General features: G+C 75.8%; 15 protein-coding genes. 10 read left to right on the top strand and 5 right to left on the bottom strand.

The window, feature by feature from the left end:
• Positions 1 to 6 precede the first annotated feature (6 nt).
• The 7 genes from FMM08_RS14830 (at position 7) to FMM08_RS14800 (ending at position 5,996) form a co-directional block, all read left to right on the top strand.
• Positions 7 to 801 carry an enoyl-CoA hydratase-related protein gene (locus FMM08_RS14830; RefSeq protein ID WP_147927139.1) on the top strand — a complete coding sequence of 265 codons (795 nt, stop codon included), beginning with the start codon at positions 7 to 9 and terminating at the stop codon, positions 799 to 801.
• Entirely contained in the window at positions 801 to 1,688 is an 888-nt protein-coding gene (locus tag FMM08_RS14825; protein ID WP_147927138.1) for an amidohydrolase family protein, read from the top strand. Before FMM08_RS14830 ends, FMM08_RS14825 begins: the two co-directional genes overlap by 1 nt.
• Positions 1,685 to 2,239 carry a gamma carbonic anhydrase family protein gene (locus FMM08_RS14820; protein WP_147927137.1) on the top strand — a complete coding sequence of 185 codons (555 nt, stop codon included), beginning with the start codon at positions 1,685 to 1,687 and terminating at the stop codon, positions 2,237 to 2,239. The genes FMM08_RS14825 and FMM08_RS14820 overlap by 4 nt, the downstream gene beginning before the upstream one ends.
• Positions 2,236 to 3,315, top strand: a complete 1,080-nt coding sequence (locus FMM08_RS14815) for a Gfo/Idh/MocA family protein (RefSeq protein ID WP_222710805.1) — start codon at positions 2,236 to 2,238, stop codon at positions 3,313 to 3,315. Before FMM08_RS14820 ends, FMM08_RS14815 begins: the two co-directional genes overlap by 4 nt.
• The gene (locus tag FMM08_RS14810; protein WP_187279770.1) at positions 3,312 to 4,340 is read left to right on the top strand and encodes a Gfo/Idh/MocA family protein; all 1,029 of its coding nucleotides are present in this window, start codon (positions 3,312 to 3,314) and stop codon (positions 4,338 to 4,340) included. Before FMM08_RS14815 ends, FMM08_RS14810 begins: the two co-directional genes overlap by 4 nt.
• A gap of 64 nt (positions 4,341 to 4,404) precedes the next feature.
• On the top strand, positions 4,405 to 5,163 hold the full coding sequence (locus FMM08_RS14805; RefSeq protein WP_147927135.1) for a hypothetical protein: 759 nt from the start codon (positions 4,405 to 4,407) through the stop codon (positions 5,161 to 5,163).
• A gap of 74 nt (positions 5,164 to 5,237) precedes the next feature.
• Positions 5,238 to 5,996, top strand: a complete 759-nt coding sequence (locus FMM08_RS14800) for a GNAT family N-acetyltransferase (protein ID WP_147927134.1) — start codon at positions 5,238 to 5,240, stop codon at positions 5,994 to 5,996.
• Positions 5,997 to 6,084: 88 nt separating this feature from the next.
• On the opposite strand, the gene FMM08_RS14795 is transcribed toward FMM08_RS14800, so the two are convergent.
• The 3 genes from FMM08_RS14795 to FMM08_RS14785 form a co-directional block, all read right to left on the bottom strand.
• Positions 6,085 to 7,200 carry a 3-dehydroquinate synthase II domain-containing protein gene (locus FMM08_RS14795; RefSeq protein WP_147927133.1) on the bottom strand — a complete coding sequence of 372 codons (1,116 nt, stop codon included), beginning with the start codon at positions 7,198 to 7,200 and terminating at the stop codon, positions 6,085 to 6,087.
• A gap of 50 nt (positions 7,201 to 7,250) precedes the next feature.
• On the bottom strand, positions 7,251 to 8,078 hold the full coding sequence (locus FMM08_RS14790) for a beta/alpha barrel domain-containing protein (RefSeq protein ID WP_147927132.1): 828 nt from the start codon (positions 8,076 to 8,078) through the stop codon (positions 7,251 to 7,253).
• A 339-nt stretch (positions 8,079 to 8,417) separates the two neighbouring features.
• On the bottom strand, positions 8,418 to 9,140 hold the full coding sequence (locus tag FMM08_RS14785; protein WP_147927131.1) for a hypothetical protein: 723 nt from the start codon (positions 9,138 to 9,140) through the stop codon (positions 8,418 to 8,420).
• Positions 9,141 to 9,547: 407 nt separating this feature from the next.
• On the opposite strand from FMM08_RS14785, the gene FMM08_RS14780 reads away from it, so the two are divergent.
• Positions 9,548 to 9,832, top strand: coding sequence for a hypothetical protein (locus FMM08_RS14780; protein ID WP_147927130.1), 285 nt, complete (start codon positions 9,548 to 9,550; stop codon positions 9,830 to 9,832).
• Positions 9,833 to 10,006: 174 nt separating this feature from the next.
• Here the strand turns inward: FMM08_RS14780 and FMM08_RS14775 are convergent, their stop codons facing one another.
• Together FMM08_RS14775 and FMM08_RS14770 are read right to left on the bottom strand one after the other, a co-directional pair.
• Complete coding sequence (locus tag FMM08_RS14775; RefSeq protein WP_147927129.1) at positions 10,007 to 10,666, bottom strand: GntR family transcriptional regulator; 660 nt, start codon at positions 10,664 to 10,666, stop codon at positions 10,007 to 10,009.
• 36 nt (positions 10,667 to 10,702) lie between these two features.
• Positions 10,703 to 11,404, bottom strand: coding sequence for an RraA family protein (locus FMM08_RS14770; protein WP_147927128.1), 702 nt, complete (start codon positions 11,402 to 11,404; stop codon positions 10,703 to 10,705).
• A gap of 147 nt (positions 11,405 to 11,551) precedes the next feature.
• Here FMM08_RS14770 and FMM08_RS14765 point away from each other — a divergent pair, with 147 nt between their 5' ends.
• Both FMM08_RS14765 and FMM08_RS14760 read left to right on the top strand, forming a co-directional pair.
• Complete coding sequence (locus FMM08_RS14765) at positions 11,552 to 12,781, top strand: iron-containing alcohol dehydrogenase (protein ID WP_147927127.1); 1,230 nt, start codon at positions 11,552 to 11,554, stop codon at positions 12,779 to 12,781.
• Positions 12,781 to 14,163 (top strand): NAD-dependent succinate-semialdehyde dehydrogenase, encoded by a 1,383-nt coding sequence (locus FMM08_RS14760; RefSeq protein WP_147927126.1) that lies wholly within the window; start codon positions 12,781 to 12,783, stop codon positions 14,161 to 14,163. The genes FMM08_RS14765 and FMM08_RS14760 overlap by 1 nt, the downstream gene beginning before the upstream one ends.
• Position 14,164 lies beyond the last annotated feature (1 nt).

Genomic DNA, 14,164 nt, shown 5'->3' with positions numbered 1-14,164 from the left:
CCCCTCATGACCGGTCGGGTCCGCGCGGAGCACCGCGGGGGAGTGCTCCGCGCGGTCCTCGACCACCCGCGCCGGCTCGGGGCGCTGACGTCGGCGATGTACGACCAGCTCGCCGAGGTCGCCGCCCTGGCCAGCGGCGACCCGTCGGTGCGGGCGCTCGTGCTCGCCGGCACCGACGGGGCGTTCGCCGCCGGGACCGACGTCCGGATGCTCGCCGCCGACGTGCTCGGCGCCCCCGACGCCGGGGAGGCGGGCGTCGCCTACGAGCGGCGCGTCGGCGCGGTGCTGGAGGCGCTGGCCTCCGTGCCGGTGCCCGTGGTGGCGGTGGTCGACGGCCCCGCCGCCGGCGCCGGCCTCGCGCTCGTCGCGGTCAGCGACGTGGTGGTGGCCGGGCCCCGGGCGCGGTTCGGGCTGCCGGTGGCGCGCACCCTCGGCAACTGCGTGCCGGCCGCCGTCGTGGCCGCCCTCGCGCGGCGCACCGGCCACGCACGGGCCAGGGAGCTGCTGCTGACCTCCCGGATGCTCGACGCCCCTGCGGCGGCCGCCGTCGGACTGGCCGACGTCGTCCTGAGCGCCGACGAGCTGGACGACGGCGTGGCGCAGCTGCTCGACGGCCTGCTCGCCGCGGCCCCCGGAGCCCTGGCCGCGTTCAAGGAGACCGACCGCCGCCTGGCCGCGGCCGCCTGGCCCGCCGGGCTCCCGGACGACACCGACCTCCTGCGCGCCTGCTACGGCAGCGCCGACTTCCGCGAGGGCGTCACCGCGTTCCTCGACCACCGACCGCCACGCTGGGAGAGCTGATGCCGGACCCGACGAACAGACCGCCCGTGGTGGACGCCCACCACCACTTCTGGACCTACGGCGAGGCCGACCAGTCCGCCTGGCGCACCGGCGCCCACGGCGCCATCGCCCGCGACTACGCCCCCGCCGACCTCGCCGCCGACCTCGCCGCCGCCGGTGTGGACGCGACCGTCCTCATGCAGTCGGTCGACGAGCCGGACGAGAACGACAGGCTCGCCGCCTGGGCCGCGCAGACCGCGCACGTGCGCGGCGTGGTCGGGTGGCTGCCCGTGCTCGACCCCGGCGCCGCCCGCGCCGAGCTGGCGCGCGCCGACACCACCGCCTGGTGCGGCGTGCGCACGCTCGTCGGCCGCGACCCGCTCGAACGGCTCGCCGACCCCGGCGTCCGCGCGCTGTTCGCCGAGCTGGCCGAGCGGGGGCTCGTGTGGGACGTCGTCCCCATCACCCCCGAGCAGGTCCGGGCCGTCGCCGGCCTGGCCAGCGCGGTGCCGCGGCTGAAGGTGGTGGTCGACCACCTCGCCCGCCCGCCGCTCGACACCGGCGGCTGGGAGCCGTGGGCCTCGAACGTCGCCGCGCTCGCGGAGCTGCCCGGGGTGGCGCTCAAGGTGTCGGTGGGCGTCGACGCGCTGACGGCGTGGGACGCCTGGCGCGCCGACGTGCTGCCCCGCTACGTCGGCCACGTGCTCGACGCCTTCGGCGCCGACCGCCTCCTGCTGGCGAGCAACTGGCCCGTGGTGCTCCTGCGGGCGAGCTACGCGCAGGCGTGGGGCGACCTGCGAGACGCCGTGGCGAAGGCCCTCGCCGGGGGTGGCACGCAGGACGGCGACGCCGAGGCGGCGCTCGCCCAGGTCAGCGGCGGTACGGCCGTGCGCTGGTACGGGCTGTGACCGCTGCTCCGAAGCCGCTGCTGCTCGCGCTGGGAGACCGCGGGCCGGTGGTCGACGAGGGCGCCTGGGTGGCACCCACCGCTGTGCTCGTCGGTGACGTGCACGTCGCTTCCGGGGCGAGCGTCTGGTACGGCTGCGTGCTGCGCGCCGACGGGTCCCCGATCCGCATCGGGCGCGGCAGCAACCTCCAGGACGGTTGCGTGGTGCACGCCGACGAGCACGGCGGTGTCGAGGTCGGGGAGCGCGTCTCGGTGGGCCACCGCGCCGTGCTGCACGGCTGCACCGTCGGCGACGGCGCGCTCGTGGGCATGGCGTCGGTGGTGCTCACCGGCGCCGTGGTCGGAGCCGAGGCGCTGGTCGCCGCCGGTGCGGTGGTGAAGGAGGGCGCCCTGGTGCCCGACCGCGTGCTCGTGGCGGGGGTGCCGGGGCGCGTGCTGCGCGACCTCTCGGAGGCGGAGCTGGAGCGCGTGCGCGCCAACGGCCCGGCGTACGTCGAGCTCACCGACCTGCACCGCACCGCGGTGGTGCAGCTCGCGGGAGACGGGGCGTGAGGCGCGTCGGGCTGGTCGGCGCAGGGTGGGTGGCCCGCCAGCACGCGGCGGGGATCGCCGCCGTCTGCGGCGGCCGTGCCGACGTGGTGGCGGTGTGCGACCCGGACCCCGCTGCCCGCGAGGCGTTCGCCGCGCAGCACCCGGGCGTGGAGCCGTTCGCATCCGTCGAGGACCTGCTCGACCGCGCGGGCGGCGGCGCCGGCGTCGACGTCCTGCTGGTCTTGACGCCGCCCGCCGTGCGCGACGAGGTGGTCGACCCCGCCCTGGACCGGGGCGTCGCGCTGCTCGTGGAGAAGCCGTTCGCCGGCAGCGGCGCGCACGCCGCGGAGCTCGTCCGCCGCGCCGAGGCCGCCCGCGTGCCGCTCGCGGTGAGCCAGAACTTCCGCTGGTACCCGGAGCAGGCCTGGCTCGCCGCTGCGCTGCGCGCCGAGGAGCTGGGCCCCCTGCACCTCCTGGAGCACCGCTCCTTCCAGGACCGACCGCAGGCGCCCGGCGTGTGGCGGGCGGAGCAGGAGCGCCTGGAGATGGCGATCTTCAGCGTCCACCTCATCGACAGGCTGCAGTGGCTGGCGCCCAGCCCGCCGCGCACCGTCAGCGCGCTGACCCGCCGCGACCCGGCCTCCGGCCTGCCGGGGGAGCAGCTGGCGGCGCTGCTGGTCTCCTTCGACGACGGTCTGGTCGCGACCATGACGTCGTCCTGGCGCGCCCGCGGCCTGCCCACCCAGCAGCTGCGCGCCGACGGCGAGCACGGCAGCGCCCGCACCTCCCGCGAGCACCCCATGGCAGGTCCGGCGTCCGGCCAGCTCCAGCTGCGCGGAGGTGAGGTGAGGTCGTCGTCCTTCGTCGACGCCGGTCCCGTCACTCGGGCACACCTCTCCTACGGCAGCAGCACCGCGGCGCTGCTGGACGCCCTCGACGCCGGGGTGGAGCCTGCGCACAGCGGCCGCGACAACCTCAGGACCATGGGGATCATGGACGCCGCGTACCTGTCGGCGTCACGCGGCGGCACCGCGGTCGACGTCACCGAGGCGCTCGGCGGCGAGGCGCTCGCGGGCCCCGGGGCGGTGTGGCGGTGACGCCCGTGAGGGTCGGCCTGGTCGGCCTCGGCAACAGCGGCTGGTACTACCACGCGGAGCAGAACCTCGTGCCGGCGCGAGCGGCGGGGCAGCTCGACCTGGTCGCCGTCTGCGACGCCGACCCCGCCCGTGCGGCGACAGCGGCCGACCGCTTCGGCGCGCGGGCCCACACCGACTGGCGCGAGCTCGTCGCGGGCAGCGCCGGGGACGACGGGGGCGTGGAGCTCGTCGTCGTCGCCCTGCCGCACCACCTGCACCGCGACGTCGTGATCGGGGCGCTCCGAGCGGGACGCCACGTGCACGTGGAGAAGCCGATGGCGACCTCGGTCGCCGACGCCGACGCCATGCTCTCCGCCGCGCGCGCCGCTGGACGGCAGCTGTCGGTGCACCAGCAGCGGCGGTGGGAACCGGACTTCCAGCAGGTGCTGCGGCTCGTGCACGAGGGCGCCGTCGGGCCGGTGCGCCGCGTGGAGGTCCACCGCAGCCACGCAGGTCGCTACCGCACGGCCGGGGACGGCACGCCGCACACGGGCTCCGACATCGCCACCTGGACCGAGGAGGCGGACACCGGCGGGGGAGCGGGATGGCTCATCGGGCCGCACCCGGTCGACCAGGTGCTGCAGCTGCTCGGCACGCCGACGGCGGTGACGGGCACCGCGCACCGCCCGCCCGGGTCGGCCGTCGAGGACCACCTGCGCATCCACCTGGCCTTCGGGCAGCGCGACGGCGGCTCCAGCGCGCGCATCGACGTGCACCGCAGGGCCGAGCACCCGGCGCCGCGGTTCCGCGTGGTGGGGGAGCGCGGTGACATCACCAGTGAGGACGGCACGTCGGTGGTGGTGCGCGACGCCGACGGCGCCGTCGTCGTCGTCCACGACGGCCTGGAGCCGCCCGGCCGGCTGGGGGCGGAGCTGTACGCGAGCCTCGCGGCGTCGCTGCGGGGCGGCCCGCCGGTGGCGGTGACGGGCGAGCAGGGGCGTGACGTCGTCGACGTCCTCGAGCGAGCGCTCAGAGCTGCCCGCTGAGCTTGGCCCTGCGCCCCCGGCCGTCCATGCTGGCCGCGTGGTCAGCGGTCCGCGAGAACCCTCGGTGAGCGAGGTGACCTGGTACGAGCGCGAGCGGGACATGGGCGTCGTGACCGACCGGTGGCTGCGCGCGGCACGCGCGGAGCTCCCCGAGGCGGTCCCGAAGCGGTTCGGGGACTCCGAGCCGCTGCGCCACCGCTTCGAGGCGGAGGGGGACGAGGGGCTGCGCAGGGCGTGGGAGGCGGCTGACGGGCTCCTCTTCCTCGCGTCACGGCCGGTGGTCCCGCACGCCGCTCTGGCGGCACCGTCGCGGCCGGGGCGCGCACGGCTGGGCGACGTGGGCGCGCACGTGCTGCGGGTCGCGCTGCCGCCCGAGGACCCGCGGCTGCGAGCGTTCGTCCTCGCGCTCACGACGCCGGCGACGGTGTTCGTGGCGGTCGAGGAGCGACTGGGGCAGCAGCCCGGCAGCGGACGCGGCGGGCACCGGTACCTCGCCGGCCTGGGGCAGTGGCTGGGGCTGCCGGAGGCGCCGCCGCGGTGGTGCTGGTTCGGTGAGGCCTACACCCGCGCCCTGCTGGACCCCGGGGGTGCGCGGAGGTCGCGGTGGTGGCGCAGGCGCGCGGCTGGTGAGGACGACGAGCTGCCGGAGCTGGAGCCGGTCGCGGGCGGGGGGCTGTGGTCTGGTGGTGCCTGGGTCCCGCCGGCGGTGCGCGTCGTCGAGGCGGGCCTGGAGCCCCACGACCGGTGCGCCGACTCCATCCCGTCATCCGTCGCCCCGGGACGCCCGGTGTGGGCCGGCGCCCGGCGCCTCAGGGACTGGTGACCGCGTCGCGCCCGCCACGACGACCGTCTGGACCCGTCGCCGCTCCTCACGTGCTGCACCCGGAGACTCGCACCGTGACCGACGACCTCATCGCCGAACTCGTCGCCGACAGACCCCGCTCACCCCAGCAGTGGGAAGACCTCTTCGCCGACAGCTGGCCGCCCTACATCGACGCAGATCCCGTCGCGGCCGCGGCGCTGCCCGAGGTCCGCGCCACCGGTGCCGCGCTGGAGGTGGCCCTCACCCGACCTGCCGGGTCCGACCACGACGAGCGGCTCGCGGGTGCCGCCTGGGGCGTGCCCATCGCGTGGGACGGCGACACCGACCACCTGCCGCGCGGGTACAGCGACACCCTCGTCCGCGCCCTGGCCGACCACGACCGCGGCACGGCGAGCGACACCCTGGTGATCTGCGCGGCCCAGGTGCACCCGAGCCACGCCCGCACGGGCGCGGCCGCCCACCTCCTGGGCCACCTCGTCCAGGCCGCGGCCGCGCGAGGACTGCACCGCGTGATCGCCCCGCTGCGCCTGACGGGCGAGCACCAGTACCCGCTGATCCCGGTCGAGACCTACGCCCGGTGGCGGCGGGCGGACGGGGAGGCGTTCGACCCGTGGTTGCGGACGCACGAGCGCATGGGCGCGCAGCTCCTGTCCACCACCCCCGCGTCCCAGTCCTTCGTCGCCTCGGTCGAGCAGTGGCGGACCTGGAGCGGACTCGCGCTCCCGGGCAGCGGCGCGCACGTCATCGAGGGAGCGCTCGCGCCCCTGCACGTGGACCTCGAGGAGGGCACGGGTCGCCTGGACGAGCCCGGAGCGTGGGTGCGCCACCGCTGACCGGAGAGCCCCCGCCTGCCGAAGGCACCAGGGGCCGCCGGCCCCTGGCGGAGAGGCCGGCGGCCGCCGTGGCCCGGGAGGTCGGGCGTCAGTTCTCGAGGATCTTCTCCGAGACCTTGATGCCCACGTGGCGGCCGGGCTCCCAGATCCCGCCGAGCAGCTTCTCCCCGGGCTTGACCTGGGTGAGGTTGCGGACCTCTCCGCCCTCGCCCATCACCCGCACGTGCCAGTCGTCCTGCAGGATGACGTTCACCAGCGAGCCCGTCGCCTCGTCGCGGGCCTCGAGCAGGCGCAGCGGGCGCAGCTCGATCTTCACCCGGCCCACGGACGTGTCGCGGAAGCGCCCGGAGGCGTTGACACCGGAGACGGGAGCCCCGGCGCGCAGGTCGGTGATGTAGGAGGTCGTGGTGGGGGAGAACACGTAGGAGTGCACCGCTCCGGCGTTCACCCGGAACGGGCGCAGGTCCATGTAGGGCAGGTAGTGCACCTCGGCGCACACGAGGATCCCGCCCGAGGACGTCGACCCGATGATCATGCCTTCGTCGTCGTCGAAGAGCGTCGTGGTGTCGATGCAGCCGCGGTAGCCCATGCCGATCGGCCGGGACCCGGTGACGGTCAGCGGCACCAGCGGAGCGACGCGCTCGGACTGCCGGGCCACCACCTGCGCGGCGACGTCGAGGTCGACCAGCGAGGCGGCGTCCACCAGCACGCCCGCCGGTCCGGACTCCAGCACGCCAGCCACGGTGGAGGCCTCCGACCCGGTGGCCAGCGCCTTGAACACCGCGGTGCGGGTGCCCTGCGCGCGGGCGAGCAGCAGCTCCAGGGGGATGTTGGTCTCGTCGGTGAAGACCGACAGCAGGACGTCGACCGCGCCGCACTGGTCGGCGGCCTCGTCCATACTGGTGCCGTCGTCGATGAGGCAGCGCACCCCCAGGCGTCGCCCGTGCGCCAGGGACCGCGCCGCCGTCAGGGACCGCACGCCGTCAGCGACGACCGCGTCGACGGGCGCTCCCGCCAGGTCGGTGGTCGACGCGTCCGGCCCGACCAGCACCGCGACGGCCAGGCGCTCGACCGGCTTCCAGCCGTCGAGCTGCTCCGGTCGCAGCAGCACCGCGTCGACGGCGGCCGTGCGGACGTGGGCGAGGGCGGCGTCCAGGTGGTCACCGGACAGGGCCGTGACGTCGGCCCACAGGTCGGAGGTCATGTGCGGGGTCTCTCCTGGTCCTGGTCGTTCGAGTGCAGGTCGGGTGCGGGTCAGGCGCGGGTGAGGTCGAACGGCGAGCCCAGCGGCGCCTCGCGCGGAGCCGCACCGCCGGCGCCGGTGGGGTGCACCAGGTCACGCAGCGCACGGGTGGCCCTGGCGGGGTCGGCGTGGGTGAACACCCACCGCCCGACGCACAGGCCGGCGACGCCCGTCTCCAGGGTCAGGCGCGAGGTCTCGAGGAAGTCCTCGAAGGTGGCGCCCCGCCCGGTCTCACCGCCGGCCACCACCACGGGCACCCCGATCTTCGTGGCCAGGGCGTGGCTGGTCTCCAGGTCGGGCGAGGTGGCCTTGACCACGTCGGCCCCCATCTCGGCGGCGACCCGCGCGGCGTGCAGCGCGGCGGCTCCGGCGGAGCGCGGTCCGCCCGGGCGCACGTAGGTCATGACGAGCAGAGGCATGCCGAAGCGCTCGCAGTCGGCGGAGACCGCCCCCAGGTCGGCCAGCGCGGCCCGGTCATCGGTGGCTCCGCACCCGAGGGTGACGTGCACCGAGATGGCGTCGGCGCCCAGCGCCACCGCCGACTCCACGCTGCAGACGGCGGTCTTGACGTCACCGTCCGGCGACAGGTCCGTGCTGCCCGACAGGTGCACGAGCAGTGCGGTGCCGCGCTGCACGGGGGCGTGGCGCTTGGCCGTTCCGCGGTGCACCACCACCCCGTCCGCGCCGCCCTCGGCGACGGCTGCCAGCAGGGGGGCCATGTCACCGAGCCCGGAGTCGAAGCCCGTGGTGACCCCGTGGTCGGCGGCCACGAGGAAGGTGCGGCCGTCAGGCCCGAAGAGCCGGGCCAGTCGGCGGTCCTTGCCGGAGATGATCGTCATGGAGCAGGTCCCCCTGGGAGCTGAAGAGGCGTCCACCCTGGTTCGGACCAGCGCCGCGTCCGGATTGCAGGTGCTTCGGGCAACCGTCCATCGACCGGTGGAGGGGGTCAAGGCGGACCACCGGTTCCGGCGAGATCCGCAGGGGACACCCAGCGACAGCCACCCAGATGGTCGATCGCCTGCCTGCGCGTGCCGCAGTGGCGAGACCAGGAGCACGGCTCCGCAGCTCCCTGCGAGCGCGGACCGGGCGCGGTCGCACTGCCACCGGTCTCCCGTGTCACGCTCGTGCCCACCTCCTCGAGGTGGGCAGCCTGCCCGTCAGCGGCGACCGAGGTGCCCTCACCCGCAGGGTGCAGGCGCCTGACCGTCCGGCACCCGGCGGAAGGTCTCACGATGGCCGCGCTCGTCGGAGAAGACCAGCGTGTCACCGTCGATGGCGGCCCACCCCCGCTGGTAGGGCGTGTTCCAGTCCGCCGGCGCGTGCCCAGCACCATCGGAGAGCAGCCCTCCCACCCGCGCGTAGGAGGAGTACCCGTCGGTGACCTCGTTGACGCCGCAGCCGGTGGAGACGGCGACGGAGATGCGTCCCAGGTCATCGATGACCGCCTCATCCGGGTCGCGAGGCAAGAGCTGCCCGTCGCGGGTGGCTCGCAGGCTGATGCTGTAGTTGTCCCCGTCACAGCCCGCGCCGTTGGGCTGGAACAGCTGCGGGGTGGTGGTGCTGGCCCGGTCGGCGACCTCACCGCGTTCGGTGGTGACCTGGACGTCGACGCGGGTGGGCTCGTCGTCCAAGTCCGCCTGGACGCCGCTGTACAAGCTGTACTCGTCGTTGCCCGCGAAGCCGTTGGTGTGGCTGGCCCCCGCGGAGGGGACGCTCACCTCGGCGTAGTAGTCACCGCCTTCGAAGGGCACAGCGGTGGTGAAGTCGACGTGGACACCCTCGGCGTTGCCGATGGCGGTGCAGGCCAGTGGCAGCCCGAAGGGGCCGCTGCCTCCGCAGGCGCAGAGCGCACCGGCGAGGGTCACGGCGGTGGTGGCACCGGCCAGCAGGCGTCTCAGCACGTCCGCGCCCGGTGCGGCGTCGCCTTCGCCGCGGGCGTGAGACGCACGGAGCCGCCCCCCGGTAGGAGCGCCTGCTGGCGGCATGGAGCCAGCGTCGGCGCTCCGGTTCCTGCGGACCAGCACGAAGGGATCACGATCCGGGCCCGGGTGCCACCACGCGGTCGGTCCAGGCGCCGACCGACCGGTCGGCGAGCCCGCCGGGTCCCCACGAGGTCCACGAGTCGACCCCGGGCGAGCTCCGGGAGATCGACATCGCCACGGTCCGCCAGTTCCACCCCGAGGCCACCGATGAGGAGGCGCTCGCCTGCAGCGCCGCTGTCGAGGCGAACGGACCGCTCGGCCTCGCCTCGTACGAGCACCGCGATGTGCACGCCTGCTCACAGGTCGGCCCTGGCCTGCCCTGCTCCTTGACCGTGCGCCTGGAGGGCGGACCCGAGGCGCTCGTCCTCATCGAGGCTGGAGGACTGCCGTGGGTGAGGGTGGACACCTGGGCGGGGTGCTCCTCCGACGACGTCTCAGCGATCGTCGCCGCTGCCTCCGGTCCGTTCAGGGCTGCGATGGACGGTCCCGTGGAGTCCTCGAGCTCGGGCTACGACTGGGCCACGGACACGGTGGCCGTCAACCTGCAGCCGCGGCCGGGGGTGCGGTTCGCCGACGTGGTGGCCGGCGCTGGCTGTCGTGGCGACACCTGACGTGGTGGACGTGGACGGTCGAGCTGCACGCACCCCGGTGGTCTGCGTCGAGGGCGGTGTCTCCACCGGCGACGTCGGTCGAGGTCCACCCCGGGCCCGGCGACGAGGCGTGCCTCCCGTCTGCTGATGACCGCCTCGGGCGGCGAGCTGCCCTCCACCTGTGTGGTCGACGCGTCAGCTGAAGAACGTCGAGAAGCGCGCGGCTGAGCGCTCCACGTGCTCGCGCATGGCCGCCGCAGCGGCGGCGGGGTCTCCCGCGGCCACGGCGTCGACCACGGCGCGGTGCTCGGCGAGCGCCTCGGTGAGCACCCGCCGTCCGCTGCTCAGGCGGAACAGCTTGAGGTGGGTGTGGAGCCTGCCCAGGGCCTCGCGCAGCAGCGCGCTGCCGGCGGCTTCGGCGACGGCGTCGTGGAAGCGCGCGTCGAGGCTGGCGAACGCGGCGTAGTCCTGCGTGCCGTCGGGGCCGGACTCCTGCGCCTCCATGGCGGCGGCCAGCTCGCGCAGCGCGTCGAGCTGCTCGGGGCTGCCGCGCTCGGCGGCGTGCTGCGCGGCCACCGGTTCCAGCAGCAGGCGCAGCTCCACGAGGTCGTCGAAGGAGCGGCGGTCGAGCTCGGGGGCCACGCGGTAGCCGGCGAGGTGGTGGCGCACCACCACCCCGCCGGCCTCCATGCGCGTCAGCGCCTCGCGGATGGGCGTCTGGGAGACGCCGAGCTCGCGCGAGAGCGCGTCCACGGTGATGCGGTCACCGGGGGCCAGCTGGTGGGAGAGCAGGCGCGAGACGAGCTGGTCGTAGACCTCGTCACCGAGGCGCACGCGCGGTAGCGGACTGGGCACAGCGACCTCCCGACCGCGGCACGGGTTCGGCCGCTCTCACTTCACGGTCTCGTCCAGGGCCCACCCCAGCGACTGGTAGTAGCCGCGGCGGATGGCCTTGTCGTTCTCGAGCTCCTGGCGACCGTAGCGGGCCACCTCCTCGGCCCGCTCGACCGGGACGACGATCACCCCGTCGCCGTCGGCCACCACCACGTCGCCGGGCCTGACGACGACGTCGCCCAGCGCCACGGGCTGCCCGGCCTCCGCGAACTCGATCCGGCCCTGCGTCATCGACTGCGAGCGGTGGCGGGCGAAGACGGGGATGCCCTGGGCGGTCACCTCGTCGACGTCGCGGACCCCGCCGGAGGTCACCACGCCGACGGCGCCGAGCACGTGCCAGCCGAGGGAGTTGTTGGAGCCGACCTCGCCGACGCCGAGGTCGGCCCCCTCGATGACGACGACGTCACCGGGTCGCAGGCCGTCCCGCCAGGCCTTGGAGGTGTTGACCTCGCCGTACCAGTACTCGTGCGCCCAGGCGGTGTACTCCTCCGGCGAGATGCCGTGGGGGACCACCTTGTCGCTGGGGCGGGTGCGCACGGTGAAGGCGCGCCCGCACAGCCGCATGCCGGGGGCGACGGGGGTGATGTCCCTGCTCACCGAGCCGCGGTGGGGCAGGCCCACCCAGTCCATGCCGTCGCGCACGTCGGCCACGCGGAGTCCGTCGAAGAGGGCCAGCACGTCGTCGTGGGTCTCGTCCATCGACAGACCGTATCGGATCCGATCGGATCCGCGGAAGCCCTTGACGGTGTCGTCGCCGGCGTGCCAGTGTCGAGCCACATCAGATCCGATCGGATCTGGAGACCGGTGCTGAGAGCTCCGGGACGACGGCGAAGGAGCTGGTCGATCATGGGGGACACGCCGCTGGGGGGACTGCTGCGCAGCCCCCGCGAGGTCCTCTTCGGGGCCGGCACCCGCGCGTCCGTCCCCGCCGCCACCGCCCGGCTCGGGCGCCGCGCCCTCGTGGTCACCGACCCCCGCCTCGCCGCCGACCCGGCCGCGGCTGAGCTGGTCGACGGGCTGCGGGCCGCCGGCCTCGACGTCGCCGTCCACGACACCGCCGCCCCCGAGCTGCCCGTCGAGGACGCCGCAGCGCTCGCCGAGCAGGCCCGCCGCCACGGCACCGACGTGCTCGTCGGGTTCGGGGGAGGCAGCTGCCTCGACCTCGCCAAGCTCGCCGCAGTGCTGCTCGCCCACGGGGGCCGCCCGCAGGACTACTACGGCGAGGACCAGGTCCCCGGACCGGTCGCGCCCGTCGTCGCCGTCCCCACCACCGCCGGCACCGGCTCGGAGGCCACGCCGGTCGCCGTCGTCACCGACGCCGAGCGCGCCACCAAGGTCGGGGTCTCCAGCCGCCACCTCGTGCCGCACACCGCCGTGGTCGACCCCGAGCTCGCGCTCACCTGCCCGCCGTCGGTCACCGCCGCCGCCGGAGCCGACGCCCTGTCGCACTGCGTGGAGGCGTTCACCGCCGTCCGCCGCGACGCCGGCGAGATGAGCGGCAGCCGCGTGTTCGTGGGCCGCGGGGCCCTCACCGACCACTGGGCGCTGCTCGGCGTCCGCAGCGCCGCGCAGCACCTGCGCGGCGCCGTCGAGCACGGCGACGACCTCGAGGCCCGCACCGGCATGGCCCTGGCGGCCCTCGCGGGGGGCCTGGCCTTCGGGACGGCGGGGACGGCGGCCGCGCACGCCCTGCAGTACCCGCTCGGCGCGCTGACGCACACGCCGCACGGCGTGGGCGTCGGGCTGCTGCTGCCGTACGTCATGGCGTTCACCGCGCCCGTCGTCGGCGACCGGATGGCCGAGCTGGCCGACGCCCTCGGCGTCCCCGCCGACCGGCGGACCGGACCCGACCACGGCACCGCGGTCGCCGTCGCCGACCTGCTCTCCAGCGCCGGCATCCCGCGGACCCTCGCCGAGCTGGGCGTCGACGACGCCGACCTGCCCGCCCTGGCGACGGCGTCGCTCAGCGCGCGGCGCCTGGTGGAGAACAGCCCCCGCCCGTTCGACGAGCCCGCCGCGCTCGCGCTGCTGCGCGCCGCGCACGCCGGTGACCTCACCGCGGGAGGAGCTGCCTGATGGGCGCTCACCTGGACGTCCTCGACCCCGCCACCGACGAGGTCATCGGCAGCGTCCCCGACCTCGGACCCGCCGACGCCCTCGACGCCGCCGACGCCGCCGCCCGCGTCCAGCCGGCCTGGGCGGCCGCCGCCCCGCGCGAGCGCTCCGCCGTCCTCGTGCGCGCCTTCGAGCTCATGACCGCGCGCGCCGAGGAGGTGGCGCAGCTCATCAGCCTGGAGAACGGCAAGGCGCTGCACGACGCGCGCGCCGAGGTCACCTACGCCGCGGAGTTCCTGCGCTGGTACGCCGAGGAGGGCGTCCGCGTGCCCGGACGGCTGGGACGCGCACCCGGCGGCGGCAACCGCATCCTCGTGAGCCACCGGCCGATCGGCGTCGCGGCGCTCGTCACGCCGTGGAACTTCCCCGCCGCGATGGTCACGCGCAAGGTCGGCCCCGCGCTGGCCGCCGGGTGCACCGCCGTCCTCAAACCCGCCGAGCAGACCCCGCTCACCGCGCTGCTCCTCGCCGACCTCCTGCGCGAGGCCGGCCTGCCGGACGGCGCCCTCGGCGTGGTCACCACCTCCCGCGCCGCACCCGTCGTCGACGCCCTCCTCGCCCACCCCGCGGTGCGGATGCTGTCCTTCACCGGCTCCACCGAGGTCGGCAAGCTGCTGCTGCGCCGCAGCGCCGACCGCGTGCTGCGCACCGCCATGGAGCTCGGCGGCAACGCGCCGTTCCTCGTGCTCGAGGGCAGCGACGTCGACGCCGCGCTCGACGGCGCGATGGTCGCCAAGATGCGCGGCGGCGGGCAGGCGTGCACCGCCGCCAACCGCTTCTACGTGCACCGCAGCCTCGCCGACGCCTTCTCCACCGGGCTCGCCGAGCGCATGGGCGCCGTGGTGGTCGGCCGGGGCAGCGACCCCGCCACCGGCTGCGGCCCCCTGGTCGACACCGCCGCCGTCGACAAGGCCGCCCGGCTCGTCGACGACGCCCGCGCCCGCGGCGCCCGCCTCCTGCTCGGCGGCCAGCGCCCCGACGGCCCCGGCTGCTTCTACCCGCCCACCGTGCTCACCGACGTGCCCGACGGCGCGGCCGTGCTGGCCGAGGAGGTCTTCGCGCCGGTCGCGCCCGTGGTCGTCGTCGACGACGACGAGCAGGCCGTCGCGCTGGCCAACGACACCGAGCACGGTCTCGTCGCCTACGTCTACGCCGGGGAGCTCGGGCGCGCGCTGCGCGTGGCCGAGCGCCTGGAGGCGGGGATGGTCGCCGTCAACCGCGGGCTGGTCTCCGACCCGGCCGCACCGTTCGGCGGCACCAAGGAGAGCGGGCTGGGGAGGGAGGGGAGCGCCGAAGGCCTCCTGGAGTACCTCGAGACGACCTACACCGCCGTCGACTGGTGAC

The organism is Quadrisphaera setariae, from assembly GCF_008041935.1.
GTDB classification, from domain to species: domain Bacteria; phylum Actinomycetota; class Actinomycetes; order Actinomycetales; family Quadrisphaeraceae; genus Quadrisphaera; species Quadrisphaera setariae.
Note: the sequence above shows the minus strand (reverse complement) of the source record. Positions and strands in the feature narration are given on the sequence as shown.

Coding starts and splice junctions, on each gene's coding strand:
- FMM08_RS14830 (WP_147927139.1), top strand. CDS start 7: ATGACCGGTCGGGTCCGCGCGGAGCACCGCGGGGGAGTGCTCCGCGCG.
- FMM08_RS14825 (WP_147927138.1), top strand. CDS start 801: ATGCCGGACCCGACGAACAGACCGCCCGTGGTGGACGCCCACCACCAC.
- FMM08_RS14795 (WP_147927133.1), bottom strand. CDS start 7,200: ATGACCTCCGACCTGTGGGCCGACGTCACGGCCCTGTCCGGTGACCAC.
- FMM08_RS14790 (WP_147927132.1), bottom strand. CDS start 8,078: ATGACGATCATCTCCGGCAAGGACCGCCGACTGGCCCGGCTCTTCGGG.
- FMM08_RS14770 (WP_147927128.1), bottom strand. CDS start 11,404: ATGGACGAGACCCACGACGACGTGCTGGCCCTCTTCGACGGACTCCGC.
- FMM08_RS14765 (WP_147927127.1), top strand. CDS start 11,552: ATGGGGGACACGCCGCTGGGGGGACTGCTGCGCAGCCCCCGCGAGGTC.
- FMM08_RS14760 (WP_147927126.1), top strand. CDS start 12,781: ATGGGCGCTCACCTGGACGTCCTCGACCCCGCCACCGACGAGGTCATC.